Annotated in this window: 16 protein-coding genes; 11 read left to right on the top strand and 5 right to left on the bottom strand. The window is 53.8% G+C overall.

The genetic code is table 11. The annotated features are described in order from the left end of the window. Positions 1-80 precede the first annotated feature (80 nt). Entirely contained in the window at positions 81-1,583 is a 1,503-nt protein-coding gene (locus ACR0IV_RS10905) for a phospholipase D family protein (RefSeq protein WP_480734006.1), read from the top strand. A gap of 489 nt (positions 1,584-2,072) precedes the next feature. Here ACR0IV_RS10905 and ACR0IV_RS10900 read toward each other — a convergent pair whose 3' ends face one another. Further along, positions 2,073-2,945: a bile acid:sodium symporter family protein gene (locus ACR0IV_RS10900; RefSeq protein WP_480659093.1), complete on the bottom strand. Its 873-nt coding sequence runs from the start codon at positions 2,943-2,945 to the stop codon at positions 2,073-2,075. A 227-nt stretch (positions 2,946-3,172) separates the two neighbouring features. Between ACR0IV_RS10900 and ACR0IV_RS10895 the strand changes: the two genes are divergently transcribed. The 4 genes from ACR0IV_RS10895 (at position 3,173) to ACR0IV_RS10880 (ending at position 6,416) form a co-directional block, all read left to right on the top strand. Then, positions 3,173-4,150, top strand: a complete 978-nt coding sequence (locus tag ACR0IV_RS10895; protein ID WP_480734003.1) for an AraC family transcriptional regulator ligand-binding domain-containing protein — start codon at positions 3,173-3,175, stop codon at positions 4,148-4,150. A gap of 161 nt (positions 4,151-4,311) precedes the next feature. Then, complete coding sequence (locus ACR0IV_RS10890) at positions 4,312-5,178, top strand: cysteine hydrolase family protein (RefSeq protein WP_480659090.1); 867 nt, start codon at positions 4,312-4,314, stop codon at positions 5,176-5,178. 48 nt (positions 5,179-5,226) lie between these two features. Further along, positions 5,227-5,712: a YHS domain-containing (seleno)protein gene (locus tag ACR0IV_RS10885; RefSeq protein WP_480659088.1), complete on the top strand. Its 486-nt coding sequence runs from the start codon at positions 5,227-5,229 to the stop codon at positions 5,710-5,712. Between the two features lie 134 nt (positions 5,713-5,846). After that, entirely contained in the window at positions 5,847-6,416 is a 570-nt protein-coding gene (locus ACR0IV_RS10880) for a carboxymuconolactone decarboxylase family protein (RefSeq protein WP_480659087.1), read from the top strand. A 47-nt stretch (positions 6,417-6,463) separates the two neighbouring features. Here the strand turns inward: ACR0IV_RS10880 and ACR0IV_RS10875 are convergent, their stop codons facing one another. Further along, on the bottom strand, positions 6,464-7,363 hold the full coding sequence (locus tag ACR0IV_RS10875) for a LysR family transcriptional regulator (RefSeq protein ID WP_480659086.1): 900 nt from the start codon (positions 7,361-7,363) through the stop codon (positions 6,464-6,466). Between the two features lie 118 nt (positions 7,364-7,481). On the opposite strand from ACR0IV_RS10875, the gene ACR0IV_RS10870 reads away from it, so the two are divergent. The 3 genes from ACR0IV_RS10870 to ACR0IV_RS10860 are packed head-to-tail and all read left to right on the top strand — an operon-like array spanning position 7,482 to position 10,115. Continuing rightward, the gene (locus ACR0IV_RS10870) at positions 7,482-8,108 is read left to right on the top strand and encodes a pyridoxamine 5'-phosphate oxidase family protein (protein WP_480659084.1); all 627 of its coding nucleotides are present in this window, start codon (positions 7,482-7,484) and stop codon (positions 8,106-8,108) included. 60 nt (positions 8,109-8,168) lie between these two features. Next, complete coding sequence (locus ACR0IV_RS10865) at positions 8,169-9,149, top strand: alpha/beta fold hydrolase (RefSeq protein ID WP_480659082.1); 981 nt, start codon at positions 8,169-8,171, stop codon at positions 9,147-9,149. Positions 9,150-9,203: 54 nt separating this feature from the next. Next, entirely contained in the window at positions 9,204-10,115 is a 912-nt protein-coding gene (locus tag ACR0IV_RS10860; protein WP_480659081.1) for a PhzF family phenazine biosynthesis protein, read from the top strand. A 372-nt stretch (positions 10,116-10,487) separates the two neighbouring features. On the opposite strand, the gene ACR0IV_RS10855 is transcribed toward ACR0IV_RS10860, so the two are convergent. The 3 genes from ACR0IV_RS10855 to ACR0IV_RS10845 all read right to left on the bottom strand — a co-directional run bounded on the left by ACR0IV_RS10855 (position 10,488) and on the right by ACR0IV_RS10845 (position 14,256). Continuing rightward, positions 10,488-11,633 (bottom strand): M24 family metallopeptidase, encoded by a 1,146-nt coding sequence (locus ACR0IV_RS10855; RefSeq protein ID WP_480659080.1) that lies wholly within the window; start codon positions 11,631-11,633, stop codon positions 10,488-10,490. Between the two features lie 2 nt (positions 11,634-11,635). Next, on the bottom strand, positions 11,636-12,784 hold the full coding sequence (locus ACR0IV_RS10850) for an amidohydrolase (RefSeq protein WP_480659078.1): 1,149 nt from the start codon (positions 12,782-12,784) through the stop codon (positions 11,636-11,638). 557 nt (positions 12,785-13,341) lie between these two features. After that, the gene (locus ACR0IV_RS10845) at positions 13,342-14,256 is read right to left on the bottom strand and encodes a LysR substrate-binding domain-containing protein (RefSeq protein WP_480659077.1); all 915 of its coding nucleotides are present in this window, start codon (positions 14,254-14,256) and stop codon (positions 13,342-13,344) included. 180 nt (positions 14,257-14,436) lie between these two features. Between ACR0IV_RS10845 and ugpB the strand changes: the two genes are divergently transcribed. The 3 genes from ugpB (at position 14,437) to ugpE (ending at position 17,547) form a co-directional block, all read left to right on the top strand. Next, a complete protein-coding gene (gene ugpB / locus ACR0IV_RS10840; protein WP_480659076.1) occupies positions 14,437-15,747 on the top strand; it encodes a sn-glycerol-3-phosphate ABC transporter substrate-binding protein UgpB in 1,311 nt (436 codons plus the stop codon). A 61-nt stretch (positions 15,748-15,808) separates the two neighbouring features. Then, positions 15,809-16,690, top strand: a complete 882-nt coding sequence (gene ugpA, locus ACR0IV_RS10835) for a sn-glycerol-3-phosphate ABC transporter permease UgpA (RefSeq protein WP_155150415.1) — start codon at positions 15,809-15,811, stop codon at positions 16,688-16,690. Between the two features lie 20 nt (positions 16,691-16,710). Next, a complete protein-coding gene (gene ugpE / locus ACR0IV_RS10830; RefSeq protein WP_480659412.1) occupies positions 16,711-17,547 on the top strand; it encodes a sn-glycerol-3-phosphate ABC transporter permease UgpE in 837 nt (278 codons plus the stop codon). Positions 17,548-17,549 lie beyond the last annotated feature (2 nt).

Here is a 17,549-nt window from a genome sequence, read left to right as displayed (position 1 = left end):
AATCACCCGTCTCGGCGTAGTCACCTAGGATATGGGGATGGAGGAAGCTGATGAGACGATGGAAGTTTGTGGTCTGTATTTTGTTTACGCTGACCCTTGTTGCTTGCGCCCCCAAAACTCGCACATATGAAAAGACGGTATCGGCTTCGCTGCCGGCAAATTCGCGCACAGCTCTAAGTCGGGCGGCCAATCGGCTTGGCGATCCCAAAGACGGGCGGTCAGGGGTCAAGCTGATCAGTGACGGCGAAGAAGCTCTCGTATCACGGCTATTGCTGGCTGCTGCGGCCGAGAGAACGATAGACGCCCAATACTACCTTCTGCACGACGACCCAACCGGTCACCTGTTCGCCGCCAGTCTTTTGCAAGCGGCAGATCGGGGTATTCGTGTCAGGCTGTTGCTGGATGACATGGATACGTCCAGCTACGACGCGATGACCGCCGCGTTGGATAATCACGAAAACATTGAAATCAGGCTTTTTAATCCATTCTGGCGAGAACAAAGCCTGTTGATCGCGGGGCTGACGGACTTCAAACGCATCAATCGCAGAATGCACAACAAGTCCATGACGGCAGACAATGTGTTCACGATTGTGGGTGGGAGAAACATCGGCGCCGAGTATTTTCTTGCACGGGAAGAAATGAACTACGCTGATCTGGATGTGCTGGCCGCAGGCCCCGTTGTACGCGAGGTGTCGCGAAGCTTTGACTCATACTGGAACAGCGAATTCGCGGTTCCGGCTCGTGTGGTCGTTGGAGAACCTCAGGAGTTAGACCTTGGCGATGCGCGCAGCAGGTTGAATGAGTTGGTCGAAGAAGCGAAGCAAACCCAGTACGGTGCTGCCCTCAGAAAGTCAGCACAAGAGAACTTCGCAGATGGGGCCCTGTCACTAGATTGGCTGCCTGCGAAACTCTATGCTGATCCGCCGTCAAAAGCCGCCGGTCTCGAGAACTCAGGTCCCGTTCTAGCATCTCAATTGCTTCCGTACTTTGAGAATGCCAGCAGTGAGGTGAACATCGTCTCAGCCTATTTCGTGCCGCGCAACAACGGTGTGAAATGGCTGACCGAATTGGAGAACCGCGGTGTCGACGTAAAGGTTGTAACCAATTCACTTGCATCTAACGACGTCGCACCCGTCTACGCACACTACGCCAAGAAACGCCGTGCACTTCTACGCGGTGGAGTAGAACTCTATGAGCTGCGACCGGACGCCTATCAGGTTCAACGCCGCGGTATTAACTGGGCTCAATCGAGGTCAGGCCTACATTCCAAGGCATTTGCAGTTGATGACCGATACTTGTTCGTAGGGTCGTTCAACTGGGACCCCCGATCTGTCAACATCAACACCGAGATGGGAATTTTGATTGACTCGCCAGCATTGGCTACACAAACGATGGGTGCTTTGGACGACGCGCTACCCGCATACACATATAACGTGACGCTCGAGAAAGCTGGTCAGCTGAAATGGACGACAAGAGGCGATGATGGCACCGTAATTGAGCACCAATCCGAGCCGACGGGATCAGCCTGGGATCACATAGTTGCAGGGTTTCTAAGTATTTTGCCAATTGGATCCCAGCTTTAGGTTTTTTGGCAGATAACCGACGCTGCCAGAGAACTCCGGCCTGTAGAACGGTGGCCTTGTGTCGAAATCGTCAGCTGATCATTTCCAGCCGTTCGTTTGGTTTGTCCGCTAGCTGGAATTTGCAAAGTCCAATTTCTGCGCATTTCTGTAATTCGGGCAACGCGCGGCATCAGCCAAAGTAGGATCGATGCGGCCATTCTCCGCGGCTTGCATGTTTGGCAGGTCCAGCCCAATCCGAACACTTAATCCAAGACTTTGCAAATCCGACTTGCGGACAAAACTGACCTTGGAGTCTACACCTTCGCTGACGCAGGATCCACCGCACTGGCAGCAACAGCTCTTCCCTTCAACAGGGAAAAATCGTCAAAGCGGCCGTTCCAAAACGGGCTTGGGAGCTCCTTGATCGCTCTTTGACCAGACGGCGCTCTGGTATGGAAACTAAGGGACTTGGCCCAGCCCATAACCAGAGCTAGCAAATAGGCGTCAGGATCATGAAATTGGGCTTCTTCGCGCAAGGAAAGTGAAGGCAGGCAACATTGTTACGATCCAGACCACGCTATAAATTGCGGATGGGATGGCATATTCGCTTAACCCATTGGTGTTAGGCAACAGCAAGGTGGCAATTGCGATCCCCAAAGCTCCGTTTTGAACGCCGGTCTCAATTGAAATCGTCTTCGCCTCGATGTCCGTGCATCCGAGCATCCCTGAACTCATGATGCTAATAAACGTGAGTGACGCACCTACAACAAAAAGTACGGGTCCAAGTCTAAGGTAGTTATCCGCGACCACCACCCAGTTTGAAATGATCGCGCCTCCGATGACCATCGCAAAAAGTAGCATAGAGACCTTGCTAAAGATTGGTTCGACAGCGGCTACAATCCGCGGCGCCAAGGATCGCGCGATCACCCCGGCTAGGATCGGTGAAGCTGTTAAAAAAAACATTGCTATAGCCGTCGACGAAATGTCGATAGCGGGCGCAGTTGCCCCCATGAACATCTGCATCGAAAACCCCAGGATGAGTGGTACGGTAACGACACAAGTCAGACTGAAGACTGCTGTAAGAGTAACGGACAAAGCGACATCCCAATTCGAAAGCTTGGTCGCGATGTTACTGATCGCCCCGCCCGGACAGGCCGCTAAAATCATGATGCCAACGGCTGTCTCAGCGGAAATCCCAAAGATAAAAGTCACCATCAAAGCGATGCAAGGCAGCAAAATGATCTGGTTGAGAGCGCCGACGCAAAAGGCCCGTGGACGTCGTCCGATGCGTTTAAAGTCAGCCGCTGTGAGTCCGAGGCCAAGGCAGAACATGATGACAACAACTGCGAGCGGCAGCAGCACAGATATGAAAATTTCGCCCATCTAACATGACCTCTATGACTGCATGCTTCCGCACGCTTTCGGACGATACCGTTCAGAAAACCTGATGACGAGTTTTATCAGTTTGGCGCATTTATCCTAAAGCGCCCGAAGATCGAGGCTGTCTTTATTTATTATACCTATCACAGGGTTGGACGATCTGGCGTGAAAGAGCTTTCCAGTGCTAATCTCACTGAATGGCAAGTGTAACCTATGCATTCGCCCGCGCGATGGCCAACGCCGCCGGGATGACGCTGAACGACGATGGCGCCCTGATTTCGAATGGCGCTGTCGTGCTGCGTTTACCAGAAGCTCAAGACGGCCAATTGGCGGATGATGCGTATTTCGATCTGATCGATTGGATTCGTGCGCAACAAGCGGACGAGGCCGCGTTGGTTGAGGCCTATGCGAACGCGATTGCGACCGATGATCTCGGCGTACTTGGCTTGGCCGTAAAGACAGCTCCGACCTTGAGGCAATCTTTGCAACGGATCGAGCGTTATTTTCGTCTCGTGACGGACACCGCAGTTTACAGACTTGATGAAACTGGCGATCCGGTCCTTTGGGTTTTTGAAGGACAAACACCACATCGCGCCGCCTTGGAACTGCGCAACGAATGCGCGCTTGCTGCCTTTGCAAGGAACATGCATCGGTTTGTGGGTGATGGGTTGTCGCTCGCATATGTCACGTTTCAGCATCCATGCAGACAAGAACCAGAGCGTTACGCCGAATATTTCGGGTGCCCGGTTCGATTTGAGAGCGCCCACAACGCCATTGCTATGCGCCCTGCTATGCTGGAAAGCGAAAATCGTCTTGGCGATCCGGGCCTGTCAGATTTCATGACGAAGCACCTGGATGAGGAGTTCAACTCTCGCGATGACCACACCTCACTGAGCCAAGCAATTGTCCACCGGCTTACACCAGCCCTGAGTAACGGCGCGCCGCAAGCAGCGCATGTCGCACAAGAGATGGGAATGAGCGAGCGCACGCTTTACCGCAGGTTGGCCGAAGAAGGGCTGACCTATCGCGACGTTCTTGGTCAAGCGCAAGTTGCACTTGCTCGTGACCTGCTCCGTGACGGTAAGGCTTCCATAGCCGAGATCGCCTTTATGACCGGGTTTTCGGAACAGAGCACGTTCAGCCGCGCCTTCAAGCGTTGGGTCGGACAGGCTCCCGCTCGTTTCCGACAGCAAGCGACCTCCGACTAGGCGCACACCTCAAGACCACATGGCAGGTTCGGCCAAAACCTTGGCAGGGCGGGCCGATACCTCAATCGAGGTGGTGCCTAACTTCTTCTTTGTCAGATCCACCTGGGGCGCTGCCGAGTAAAGCAAACCCATTTGCCCCTCTCAGACAAAGGAAATTTGCAATGAGCAATCATGACCACAAACATGGAGCAAGCTGCGCTTGCGACGTCACGCCCGAACGCGTTGATATGGCGCGCCGCCGCCTCCTGACGCAAGCCGCCGGGGCGGCCGCAGCAGGTACAACAATAATGGCTGGCGGGCAGGCCCTTGCCGCGACCGACGAAGCACGCGCCTACTATGCTGACCCGGAAAATCCAGGCCTTCCCCAAATCGACATGACCATCGAGCCGGGGCGTACTGCGCTTGTGGTGACCGACCCCCAGATTGATTTTTTGTCAGAGGACGGTGTGACGTGGGGCGTCGTTGGCGAAAGCGTGACCGAGCAGGGCACCGTCGACAATATCGAACGGCTTTTCATTGCCGCCAAGGCTGCGGGGATGCCGGTCTTCATCTCGCCCCACTATTACTACCCGCATGACCACAAATGGGAGTTTGAGGGCACTCTGGAAGCGACGATGCACAGCATCGGCATGTTTGACCGCCTGGGACCGCTCAATTTGGACAACTTCGAGGGCTCAGGTGCCGACTGGATGCCGCAATATAAGAAGTACATCGAGGATGGCGAAACCATCATTTGCTCGCCACACAAGGTTTACAGCCCTGCTCAGAATGACCTGAACCTGCAAATGCGTAAACGCAAGATCGACAAGGTGATCCTCGCGGGGATGTCGGCGAACCTGTGTACGCAGGCGCATCTCTACGAGCTGCTGGAGCTGGGCTACGAAGTCGCTGTCGTTCGCGATGCCACAGCCGGAGCCAAGGTGCCTGAAGGTGACGGGTATCTCGCCGCCATCATCAACTTCCGCATGGTCGCCAACGGCGTCTGGTGGACCGACGACGCGGTTGAGCGCATTGGCCAATCGGCCTGACCCAAATCGATCTTCCAATTTGATCCTGACTTCCTGAAAGGACATATCATGACAAGCATCTTTACGTTTCCCGCACTTACAACAGCGTTGACTCTCGCCCTAGCGGCGGCGGCATTGGCTGACGATGAATACAACGTTTCGAACAGTCTTACCTTGACCGGGCAGCCCCTCGGCATGCATGGCGTCGATCCTGTATCGATGTTTGAAGCCGAAAAACCCGAAATGGGCAACGCCACTTTTACATCGGCCCATGATGGAGTGGACTACTATTTTGCGTCGCAGGCAGCGCAAGCCACATTCGAGGCGGATCCGACGGCACATCTGCCTCAATTCGGCGGGTTCTGCGCCTTTGGCGTCTATGTAGGCAAGAAGCTTGATGGCGATGTTCGGTATGCCGATATCGTGGACGACAAGCTTTATCTCTTTGTGAATGAGGACATCTTCAAGAAGTACCTTGAGGACAAAGAGACCGTGATCCAAGGCGCCCATGCCAAGTGGACAGACATCCACCGCACGCCTGTCAGCAGCCTTTGATTGAGGAATTTGGTGGCTTTTGCCGGTCGGAGTCACCGCTGCCTCGCCCCTCCCAAAAGACCGGCATTTCTCCAAAACGCCACGCTCGCACACAATTCGCGTGCGTCGAAGGCTTTGCCCAAAGGAAACCAGACATGACTGATTTTGAGACCTATACAATCGCCTCTGCCCCTGACGCCGCGAAACCAATTCTGGAAGCATCGCTGAAAGGGTATGGCTTTGTGCCCAACCTTTATGCGGCCATGGCCGAAGCCCCTGCAATTCTTGAAGGCTACACGACACTTTCCAGCATCTTCGGAAAGACCAGCCTGTCAGAAACCGAGCGCCAGATCATCCTTATGACCAACAACCGGTTGAACGGGTGCAAGTACTGCATGGCCGCCCATACCACGCTTTCGCAGATGGCAGGAGTCCCCGAGGACGTCATCGCAGCACTACGTGATGGCGGCCCTATCGCCGACCCCAAATTGGAAGCACTGCGCAAATTCGCCATCGTGATCAACGAAAGCCGAGGCTGGCCCAGCGACGCTCAGGTCGAGGCGTTTCTGACGGCAGGCTACACACGCCAAACCTTGTTGGAAGTCATCCTTGGCACCGCTTTGAAAGTCCTGTCGAACTATACGAACCATGTGGCGGACACAGCTCTGGATGATGCCTTTGTGACAAATGCATGGACCGCCTCGGTCACAGCGGCGGCAGAATAGCGCGAACTCGCCTTTTGATGGTAGCACGCTCAAACCTGTTTCCTGTGTTAGCCAAGTAGGGGATTGGATTTGAGGCGCTCGACTGCAAAATCGACAAAGGCGCGCACCTTCGCAGACACGGTTCGTCCCTCTTGATGCACAAGATGGATGGGAACCTCGGGTGGTTCATACGACTTTAGAACAGTCTTGAGCCGCCCATCTGCGATGTAGGGTGCCACTTGATAGGACAGAAGCCGTCCAACACCATGACCTTGCAAGGCCAACTCGATCACAGCGTCATTTGTGTTCATGCTGATACGTGGGCTCATGCGTTTGGTAACAGTCTTTCTGCCCCGTTGAAAATGCCATTGGCCCGATGCATTCAAGGCAGTTGAATTAATGATTGCGTGGCGGGATAAATCATCGGGCGTGTCTGGTTCGCCATATTGGTCAAGATATTTACGGGAAGCAAACACGACCTGCCTCACCGTACCACACCTGACAGCCATCAAACTGGAATCAGCGAGGTTGCCAATTCTGATCCCGACGTCGAGACCCTCATCAATCAGATTGACCACGCGGTCCACATAGAGCGTGCGCGCCGAGAGCTTTGGATACTGATCCAGAAACTCGCCCAATATTGGAGTGACGAACATACGGCCAAACAATACTGATGCAGTAACACTAATTTCCCCGGTCGGTTCGGCATAGGAACCGACAGCGGCGCGCTCGGCCTCTTCAAGGTCAGCCAGAATACGTCTGGCATCCTCAAAAAACCTTTGCCCGCTATCAGTCAGCATCACCGAACGCGTTGTGCGTACAAAAAGACGTAGCCCGAGGCTGTCCTCAAGCATAGAAACCATTCGGGTCACTGTCGGTGGTGACATGTTGAGGTCGCGGGCCGCAGCGGCGAAACCTTTCAGTTCGGCGACCTTCACAAAGACGTTTAACGCGTGAAACTTGTCCAAGACATTATTCCGTTTTTTAGAATAATATATTGCAAAATATCCAAATTCCGCAACTTGAAAGCCCCAATTAACTTCACCTCAGTCCCAAGGCATCGCCCAGACCGAGATGGAGTATTCAATGGCACGACCCTTTGCAGAGATCAGCTTCACGCCCTCCGTGCGCGAAACGCAGGCAAAAAATGGCTCGGCGAACGGTTACGCGAACTTTCTGGCTGGCACGCGCCAGGAGGACTTGATCAGCGCGGTTGAGGCCAGTTTCATCGCGCAAAGGGACGGCTTCTATCAGGCAACGGTTTCAGAAACTGGCTGGCCCTATGTACAATTTCGCGGTGGACCTGCGGGTTTTCTGAAAGTGCTGGATGAACGGACACTTGCCTACACCGATTTCCGCGGCAACCGGCAATATCTCAGCACCGGGAATCTGCTGGGCAATGACCGAGTCTCGCTGATCCTGATGGATTATCCCAATCAGCGACGCCTCAAGATCTGGGGTCGGGCGAAACTCATTGATGCCGAGGCCGATCCGGTACTGATGCAACGCCTGAGTGAGCCGGGCTATCGCGCTCATCCTGAGCGGGCGATTGTGATCAAGCTTGAGGCAATGGACTGGAACTGCCCGCAGCACATCCCCCAACGCCTGACCCTTGAAGAATTTGAAGATTACCTCGTCCCGCTTCGCACCGAGCTGGAAGCACTGAAAGCTCGAAACGCAAAGCTCGAAGAGGCACTGGGTCAGCAAAACTGAACGATATCAAGCGCCGCGCGCTCAAGCGCGCACGCCGTAACCTGAAGAAAGGAAACATCCATGTCACACAAATTGAAAACTGCCCTGAGCGCCAGCATTCTCGCATTTTCCATTGCTGGGCCATGGGCACCAGTCCCTGCTATTGCCGCAGAGACTGGAATTGAATCTACGCAAGCCGTCAGCTTCCGCACGGAAGAAATCGGCGACATCGCTATCGCCTATCGTGAAGCCGGAGATCCAAACAGACCTACTGTCCTGCTGCTTCACGGCTTTCCGACCTCATCACATATGTTCCGCAACCTTATACCTGAACTGGCCAAGCACTACCACGTGATCGCACCCGATTTTCCCGGATTTGGAGCATCGGAAATGCCAATGGCCGAAGGCTTCGAGTATTCCTTCGCGAATATCTCCGAAATGATGACATCGCTGCTCGACCGGAAGGGTGTCGAACAGTACTCGGTCTATTTGATGGACTATGGTGCCCCGGTTGGTTTCCGAATGTTTGCGGAGCAGCCTGAACGGGTCACGGGCTTCATCATTCAAAACGGGAATGCTTATGAAGAAGGGCTGCGCGAGTTCTGGGATCCAATCAAAGCCTATTGGGCCGAGCCATCGCAAGAGAACGGCGACCAGCTTCGTGGATTCCTCACTCTGGATGCAACCAAATGGCAGTTCACCCACGGTGTTAAAAAACCGGAACTGATCAGTCCCGACAATTATTGGCATGTCCAATACCTGCTCGACCGCGAAGGTAATCAAGAAGTGCAACTTGAACTCTTCCTGGACTACGGCACCAACGTTGCAGAGTACCCAAAATGGCAAGCGCTGTTTCGCGAGCATCAACCCCCGGCACTGCTGATGTGGGGTAAGAATGATCACATTTTTCCGGTCGAAGGCGCCTATCCCTTTCAACGCGATCTGAATGATCTCGATTTTCATCTGCTCAATACGGGTCACTTCGCGCTGGAAGAATATGGGCCAGAGATTGCAGCGCAAATGACCGCCTTTCTGAACCGCATCACCGCCACCAGCAACTGACCTAAAACTGGCCGCACCATGCTCAAAGGTGCGACCGACGCATGGAGAAAACCAATGAATACGCAAGCAAATACTGTCAGACAGGTAAAGGTTGAAATCGTACACGGCTTTGTCGACGGTGGCGCCGGTGGAAATCCCGCAGGCGTCGTTCTGGACGCTGATAAATTGGGCGAACAGGATATGCAAACCGTCGCGGCAAGGGTTGGATTGTCCGAAACGGCCTTTGTGTCGCAGTCCAAGACTGAGGGCTTCAAACTGGATTTCTTCACACCGAACAGGCGCATCGCTCATTGCGGTCATGCAACAATTGCCGCCTTCTCTCACCTTGACGCGCTGGGCCGGATTCCCAATCCCAACACCTCGAAGGAGACAGTTGATGGGCCAAGGCGCATACTAATGAAAGAGGGCGCCGCCTATATGGAACAGCTAGCCCCAAAATACGCGATACCAGAGGAATGGGTGGAAAAAGGTGTAAGCATCGACGATGTACTGAACTCCCTTGGGATCAGCAGACATCACCTTGATCAGGAAATACCACCGATTTTAGTCAATACCGGTAACAGTTTCATTGTCATCGGCCTCGCTGATGCCGATGGTCTTGCCAATGTGAAACCAGATTTTGCCAAAATCACGCAAATCAGCGAACGACTGGATTTGATCGGCTACTACGTCTTCACAAGAGACCCATCGGCGGCCGACCGAGACGCTACAACCCGCATGTTTGCGCCCCGATACGCGATTGAGGAAGAAGCCGCGACGGGGATGGCTGCGGGGCCCTTAGCATGTGTATTGCACGACTTTGTCGGATCATCTCAACGATCATTTCAAATCGAACAAGGGGTGTTTATGAACCCGGCGAGTCCGAGCTTGATAAAAGTTGATCTGGACATCGAGAATGGAACAATTTCCGGCCTGATGGCGGGTGGTTACGGCATGGTTAAACGCTCCCTTCGAATTGCTTTCTAGCGTTAAACAGCTAGTCAAATGTGATGTTTGCTTGCTGCCAATTTCGCGTACGGTGAAATTGGGCACTGAATTCATCCGTTGGCGGGACGTCTGGTTTTCCATTGCAATGCGACACGAATACTTGCGTGCCTGAAGAACAATCCTTGCTGCGTGCGCGTGCAGCACGAATTTGCGATGGCTGGGTTGGCTCAATATTGCCGTTCTCTGCGGTCTGCGTTGTTGGCCGGTCGCAGCCCAAACCGGACATTCAATCCAAGACTTTGCAATTCCGGCTTAGCGGACAAAGTGAGCTTTCGCCGCATCAGAACTAATGGCCGCTTTGCTATCAATAAGAGCACCGTCACTAAAATTGGGCTGGCTATTCAAGACGGATCACAAGATGAGTTGATCAATTGTCTTTGGATGATTGGTCACTGGCTCATAACCGTCTTGCGTTATGATAAAGCTGTCACCGATCTGGGCGCGGAAGGTATCTACTGACACAGATCCATCCACTGCAAAAACCATGCCTGGCTGAAGCATTGTTGTTTCGCCGGTGACCAATTGTGGAGCTTCCAGAAAACTGAAACCTGTCGCACGACCGCAACGAAAAGGATACTCGTATCCTGCACCTTGAATAACTTCTGCATATGCAGCGTGAACGCTTTCTGCTGTCGCACCGGGGCGCAACGCATTAAGCGCGGCTTGCTGACTGGCCAGTGCGACCTCATAGACCGCGGCCTGAGACGGGTCACTAATCTCGCCAATCCAAAAGGTTCGATCAAAGCCCAGCTTGAAGCGGTGAAAATTAGTCATGCCGCAGAAACAGAGGAACACCGGCTCGCCGCGCCGCATGATACGTGTGGTGGCGCGGTGATGGGTCTTTGTGATTGCCTCGCCCGAAGCCATGATTTGCAGGAAGTGCGTATTCGGTGACATATCGGCGTCATCGTAATAGGCGCTCAGAAGTTCTGCCGCTTTGCGCGTTCCTGCTTGCGATGTGGCAAGGGCTACTTCGTATTCCGGCACACCATCCCCGATGGCAGCGCGACCGGCGTTCATCATGGCGTTTGCGACCTGACCTGCATGGCGGGCAAGCAGTAGTTCTCGGTCGGATTTGATCATCCGCATCTCGGACAGGATCGGTGTGATTGAGGTGAGATTTTGCGCATCAACCAGTTCATCAACATATGCGCGCACAAGGGCTGGCATGTGATTGGACTCTATTCCAATTCGCCTGGCACCTTTGACGGCGGCAGGCAATTCAGCGCGCCATTCCGCCCCCATTCCGTCATTCCATGCCGCAATCCTGTCTACACGCGCCGCAGATTGAGCCGTGTTGAGGTCAATCGTGGGTGTGATCAACAGGCTGGGGCCGTCGCGCGGCACCACCAATATGGTCGGGCGGCCAAATTCCATATGCAAATAGTCGTAGTACCCCGTCAGGTAATAGACATTGTCGTCATCGGTGATGAAAGCGACATCAAGGCCTTTTTTGCCCATTTCAACGCGAAGCGTATTCATACGGGAATCGAACATGGTTAATCGCATCCGTTTCCGGCTACCGGCAGGCGGTCACGCACCAGTTGCGCCCAAAACGCGACCCCAATTGGCAACAGATCATCGTTGAAATCATAATCGTCCGAATGGAGTGGCTGGCCACACGGCCCCTCTTGCCCGTTGCCGAGCAGCAAGAAGCACCCTGGAACAGCAGCCGAGAAATGTGCGAAATCCTCTGAGAAACTCATGGGTTCGCGGTTGCCTTCAGTCTCCAGCCCCAAGGCGAGAGCCGCGTCTACGACTGCGCGAGTTTGTTCCGGGGCATTGATCGTCTCGATGAATTCTGTGTTGAATGTCATAGATACTTTTACGCCGTGGGCGGCTCCGATACCGTCCACAAGCTGGCGCATAAGGCGCGCGACCTCCTCGCGATCTTCGGGCATCCGTGCGCGCACATCCCCCTTGAGGGTTGCGACACCAGGAAGGACATTGCGCTGACCATCGGTCAGGAATTCCGTCACCGAAATGACAACACCTGCGCCCGGAGCAAGCTTGCGCGAGACGATGGTTTGCAAGGCCTGCACAATCTCTGCCCCGATGGTGATCGCATCCCGCCCAACCTGCGGCATGGAGGCGTGACCTCCTTGTCCTTCGATCAGTATCTCAAACAAGCTTTCGCTCGAACAGATTTGACCGGGCCGAGTGGAAATCTGCCCCACTGGCGCGGCAGGAAGATTGTGAATGGCATAGACTTCCTCAACGGGAAAACGCTCCAGCACACCCTCGGCAATCATGGCTTGCGCGCCCAATCCGTGCTCCTCGTTGGGTTGGAAAATGAACAGCACCGTGCCATCGAAATCGGGCTCTTCAGCAAGGGCTGCCGCCGCGCCCAAGAGCATGGTCATATGGCCGTCATGCCCACACGCATGCATCACACCAGCCGTCTGTGAGACATAGTCATGGCTGCTTGCCTCATGTATCGGCAGTGCGTCCATGTCAGCTCTTAGACCGATGGCGCGATTGCCTGTCCCGCGTTTCAAGACACCAACAACACCCGCGCCGACATGGGTCTCGATTCCGAGATCTTCTAGGATGCCTGCAACCCGTGCTTTCGTGTTTTCTTCAGCAAACCCGAGTTCGGGCATTCTGTGAAATTCATGGCGTAGGGCAATCAGGTCTATTGGTGGCATTCGTTTTTCTCACTGGATGGCCTCCAACGAGGTTAACTTGAAAATTCGGCAATGCAGGCAGGAAAACGACCTATGGCAGGAAATCTAACAAATACCTGAAACACCAGCGTATGATCAAAGCAGACATTCGCGCCGGTCGCAGCATTATCCATTTGGGCTCTTACTTCCAGTCGGAGTACACCGCAGAGAATGATGGCAGCGAGCCCAACCTGTGAGTTCACTTTTTTCGCTGCGCGCGCAAGTAGCACAGTTTTTGCTGTATGCGCATCATAGCTGGCTCGGCGACGCGGCGTGAAAACCAGCCATTCGTGCCACACGCAACGAGAGTTTGTCGGGTAAAGTGCAAGGAGTGGACAAAGCGGGCACTAGAGTAGCCTAGGGTTAGGAGCTAGATCATCCAAGCTCAACTGCATAACCACTCGGTTTTTCGCCGCTTTTGGCTGTTAGGCGAGGTCGATCTTGGTGGCTTTTCCAAACGCTCAAGATTTGGTTTTATCTATTAAGATAGAAAACGAGCGGCTTGCTGGCGGCTAACATTAGCGTTTGCAACCTTGCAATCAATGACGGAGTTTATCCGCCTTGAACGGTGCCAGGCTCTCTCGAAACTGCTCGATAAACTCAAGCGTCACCAGTGACGGTTGCTTCAAAATCGGGCGCACAAGGGAAAGTGTGTGTGACAGGAGCGGTTTGAACGGTCGGTAGCTCAATCCGTTGTCTGCATATTGAACGGCGTCCAACTCGCTCACTACGGAAATCCCGACACCTTTTACCGCCAATTCACAAGCCGCCGTGAACTGCCTGACTTCAATGTGGGAATTCAGTTTGACGCTGGCGTTTTGAAACGCTTTTGAAAGTTGTCCAAAAAAAACGCTGTCGCGCCGTGTGTGAATAATCTTGGCATTTGCAAGATCCGTAGGTGTCACCTCGGAGAGTTTTTCCAATTCATGTCCGGTAGGAAACACGCAAACCGTACGGACATCGATGTCTCTGCTTTCGACGGCCGGATGCCCGTTAAAGCTGTCTGTGATTCCGAAATCATATTGCTCACCGATCATCCACTCGAGAATGCGTTCCGGTCTGTCAGGCTCGATCGTCATAGTTACACCTGGCCGATCTTCTAAAAACGTGGCGATGACGTTAGGAAGGTGACTGGTGGCGAACCCGGGCAAGCATGCGATGCGGATGTGTCCCGCTTTGCGTTGCGTTATGTCCTGACTGACATCCGAGATCTGCTTCATCAATTCCAAAACACGCTCTACGCTGGGTTGCAGATAACGCACTTCCTGCGAAGGCACTAAGCGACCTTCACGGCGATCAAAAAGTTGAAAGCCAAGCGATTTTTCCAGATCAGAAAGCAGTCTGCTGACCGCAGGCTGGCTTATCCCAAGATCCGTAGCTGCAGCAGTGACCGACCCATTTGTAGAAACTGCCATGAGCGCTTCCAATTGGCGGATCCTCAAAGTTTGACTCATGCTTTGAACCTGGTTCGTTGTTTGCTTTGTAAGTTTATAATGTTATGTTATGTTTTTCTCAAAAATTAAATGCTTGAATTATAAAATTGTGACGTTAACGTCGTGAAATCGTCATGTGTGCTGATTACGCGTTGCGGTCGGTATTCAACGAAGCATCAACACTGATGCATGGGAGGAATCATGAATAAGCAATTTCTCGGCGCTCTCGCCGTAACTACTGCGTTGTCCCCCGTGGCGGCGATGGCGCAAACTGAAGTTCAGTTCTGGCACGCCTTCACCGGCCGACTGGGTGAGCTTGTTAAAGCGCAGGTTGAAGAGTTCAACGCCAGCCAGGACGAGTTCGTCGTGGTCGAAAGCCACAAGGGTAACTACTCGGAAACTCTGAACGCAGGTATTGCGGCTTTCCGTGCCGGTGAGCAGCCCCACATTTTGATGGTCTTCGAGGTGGGCACGGCAACGATGATGTCGGCTGAAGGTGCGATCAAACCGGTTTATGAAGTGATGGCAGAAAGCGGCGCATCCTTTGATCCGGATGCGTATATCGGGGCTGTCAAAGGCTACTATACAACCACAGACGGTCAGATGCTGTCTCTGCCTTTCAACTCGTCCACACCTGTTCTGTGGGTCAATCGTGATGCCTTCGAAGCGGCGGGCGTTGATCCGGACACGGATTTGTCGACCTGGGAAAAGGTTGGTGATGTGCTAGAGCAGCTGAAGGCTGGCGGCGAGGACTGCCCGCTGGTGACCGCATGGCAGAGCTGGATTCACCTCGAGAACCTATCGGCCTATCACGACGTTCCGTTCGCATCGCAGGACAACGGTTTTGCCGGTCTGGACACTGAACTGATGCTGAACGGTCCGGCGCAGGTCGCACATCTGACGGCAATGGGTGACTGGGCCAAGGATGGCAAATTCATCTACACAGGGCGTAGAAACGAAGGTGGTGCAAACTTCCGGGCTGGAGAATGCGCGTTGTTTACGGAAAGCTCGGCCGGTTACGCCGGTATCAGCTCCGAGGCTGAGTTCAAGTTCGACGTGCGCCCGCTGCCCTATTGGGAAGCCTTGGTGAGCGAGCCGCAGAATACCATTATCGGTGGCGCTTCGCTTTGGGTGATGGAAGGCCACGATCCTGAAGCATACAAGGGCGTGGGTGAATTCCTCAGCTTCCTGTCATCGTCAGGCGTGCAGGCTTCGTGGCACCAGAATACTGGTTATCTTCCGATCACGGCGGACGCAGGCGATGTTACGCGCGCTGCAGGTTTCTATGAGCAAAACCCCGGTACTGATATCGCGGTGATCCAGATGACTGCGAAGGAACCAACCGCAAACTCGAAAGGTCTACGTCTGGGATCGTTCGACCAGATCCGCGGCATCATCGACGAAGAGCTTGAAGCCGTCTGGTCTGGTGAAAAAACCGCTCAGGAAGCGATGGACAGCGCAAAAGAGCGCGGTGATGCACTGCTGCGCCGGTTCGAATCCGCCAATCAATAAGTGTTAATTTGATGCGGGCCTTTAGCAGGCCCGCATTTTCTTTCTTCAGTGGATTATCAGGATGGAAAAACGCGTCACTTTCCGCGGCTGGCTTTTGCCATTGGCGCTGATCGCCCCTCAGGTCATCATTTCCGCTGTTTTCTTTTTCTATCCGGCTGGGCAGGCTGTTTGGCAATCTCTGTTCATACCTGACCCTTTTGGGCTGTCTTCCCAATTCGTGGGGCTCGGCAACTTTGAGTTCCTGCTGAGCGATAAGTTTTACCGCGCATCGTTTGTGACAACTGCAGTGTTTTCAACGCTCGTAACACTGTGCTCAATGATACCGGCTTTGTTTCTGGCCGTTATCGCGGATCGCCTGATCAAGGGGTCAGGCGTTTACCGGACGCTGCTGATCTGGCCCTACGCCGTTGCCCCTGCCGTGGCAGGTGTGCTGTGGCTGTTTATGTTCAACACGCGCGTTGGTGTCGTGTCGTGGTACCTCGGCCAACTCGGCTATGACTGGAACCACGTCCTGAACGGCACCGAGGCCATGGGACTGGTGGTTGTAGCCTCGGCCTGGGGGCGCATCAGCTATAACTTCCTGTTCTTCTTTGCGGCGTTGCAATCGGTCCCAAGGTCGGTGATCGAGGCTGCCGCGATAGACGGAGCGCGATTCTGGCGCCGGTTCTTTACGATCGTGTTGCCGTTGCTGTCTCCAACCGCGTTCTTCTTGTTGGTGGTGAATGTTGTCTACGCATTCTTTGAGACCTTTGGCGTCATCCACACGATCACTGGCGGTGGCCCACAGCAGGCGACGACCATTCTAGTCTACAAAGTCTTCTCGGATGGGTTCGTTGGACAAGATCTCGGTTCGTCCTCCGCTCAGTCCGTCATCCTGCTTATCGTCGTTGGTCTGCTGACCGTCATCCAATTCAAATACGTGGAAAAAAGGGTGCACTACTGATGGCAGCCCAACAACACGGAATGGTCGAAAAACGTGGCATGGGGATCTGGTTGACCCATACCATGATGATCCTTGGCGTTCTGATCATCTTCTTCCCGATCTGGCTGGCCTTTGTGGCGTCGACTGTCACTCAGCCAGAGATCGTGACACCTCCCATGCCGTTGGTGCCAGGCGATCAGTTCTGGGAAAACTACAAGGCCGCGCTGTTTTCTGGTGTGAATGTCCCTGTCGCCACTATGCTATTCAACAGCCTCGTGATGGCGATCGGGATTGCGGTGGGCAAGATCGTCATTTCACTGCTATCAGCCTTTGCGATTGTCTATTTCCGCTTTCCCGGACGGACGACGTTCTTTTGGCTGATCTTCCTAACACTCATGTTGCCGGTTGAGGTCCGTATCGTTCCGACGTTCGAAGTTGTCGCTGGGTTCGGTATGCTCAACAGTTATTATGGTTTGATCTTCCCTCTAATTGCGTCGGCCACGGCAACGTTCCTGTTCCGGCAGTTCTTTCTAACGATCCCGGACGAACTGGCCGAAGCGGCTCGAGTCGATGGTGCCCGCCCGATGCGGTTCTTCATTGATATTGTTGTGCCCATGAGCCGGACCAACATCGCGGCGCTGTTCGTGATCCTTTTCATCTATGGATGGAACCAATATCTCTGGCCGCTTTTGATTACCACCGACCCCGAAATGAATACCATCGTGATGGGTATCAAACAGATGTTCCCTTCCGGCGATGATGTGGCCGAATGGCCGGTCATCATGGCCACATCCATTCTGGCGATGATCCCACCGGTCATCGTGGTGGTTTCGATGCAAAAGCTCTTTGTCCGCGGCCTTGTCGATAGCGAGAAGTAAGA

The sequence above is a fragment of the Ruegeria sp. C2 genome (genome assembly GCF_056537765.1).
This window is presented reverse-complemented; position numbering and strand designations above follow the sequence as displayed.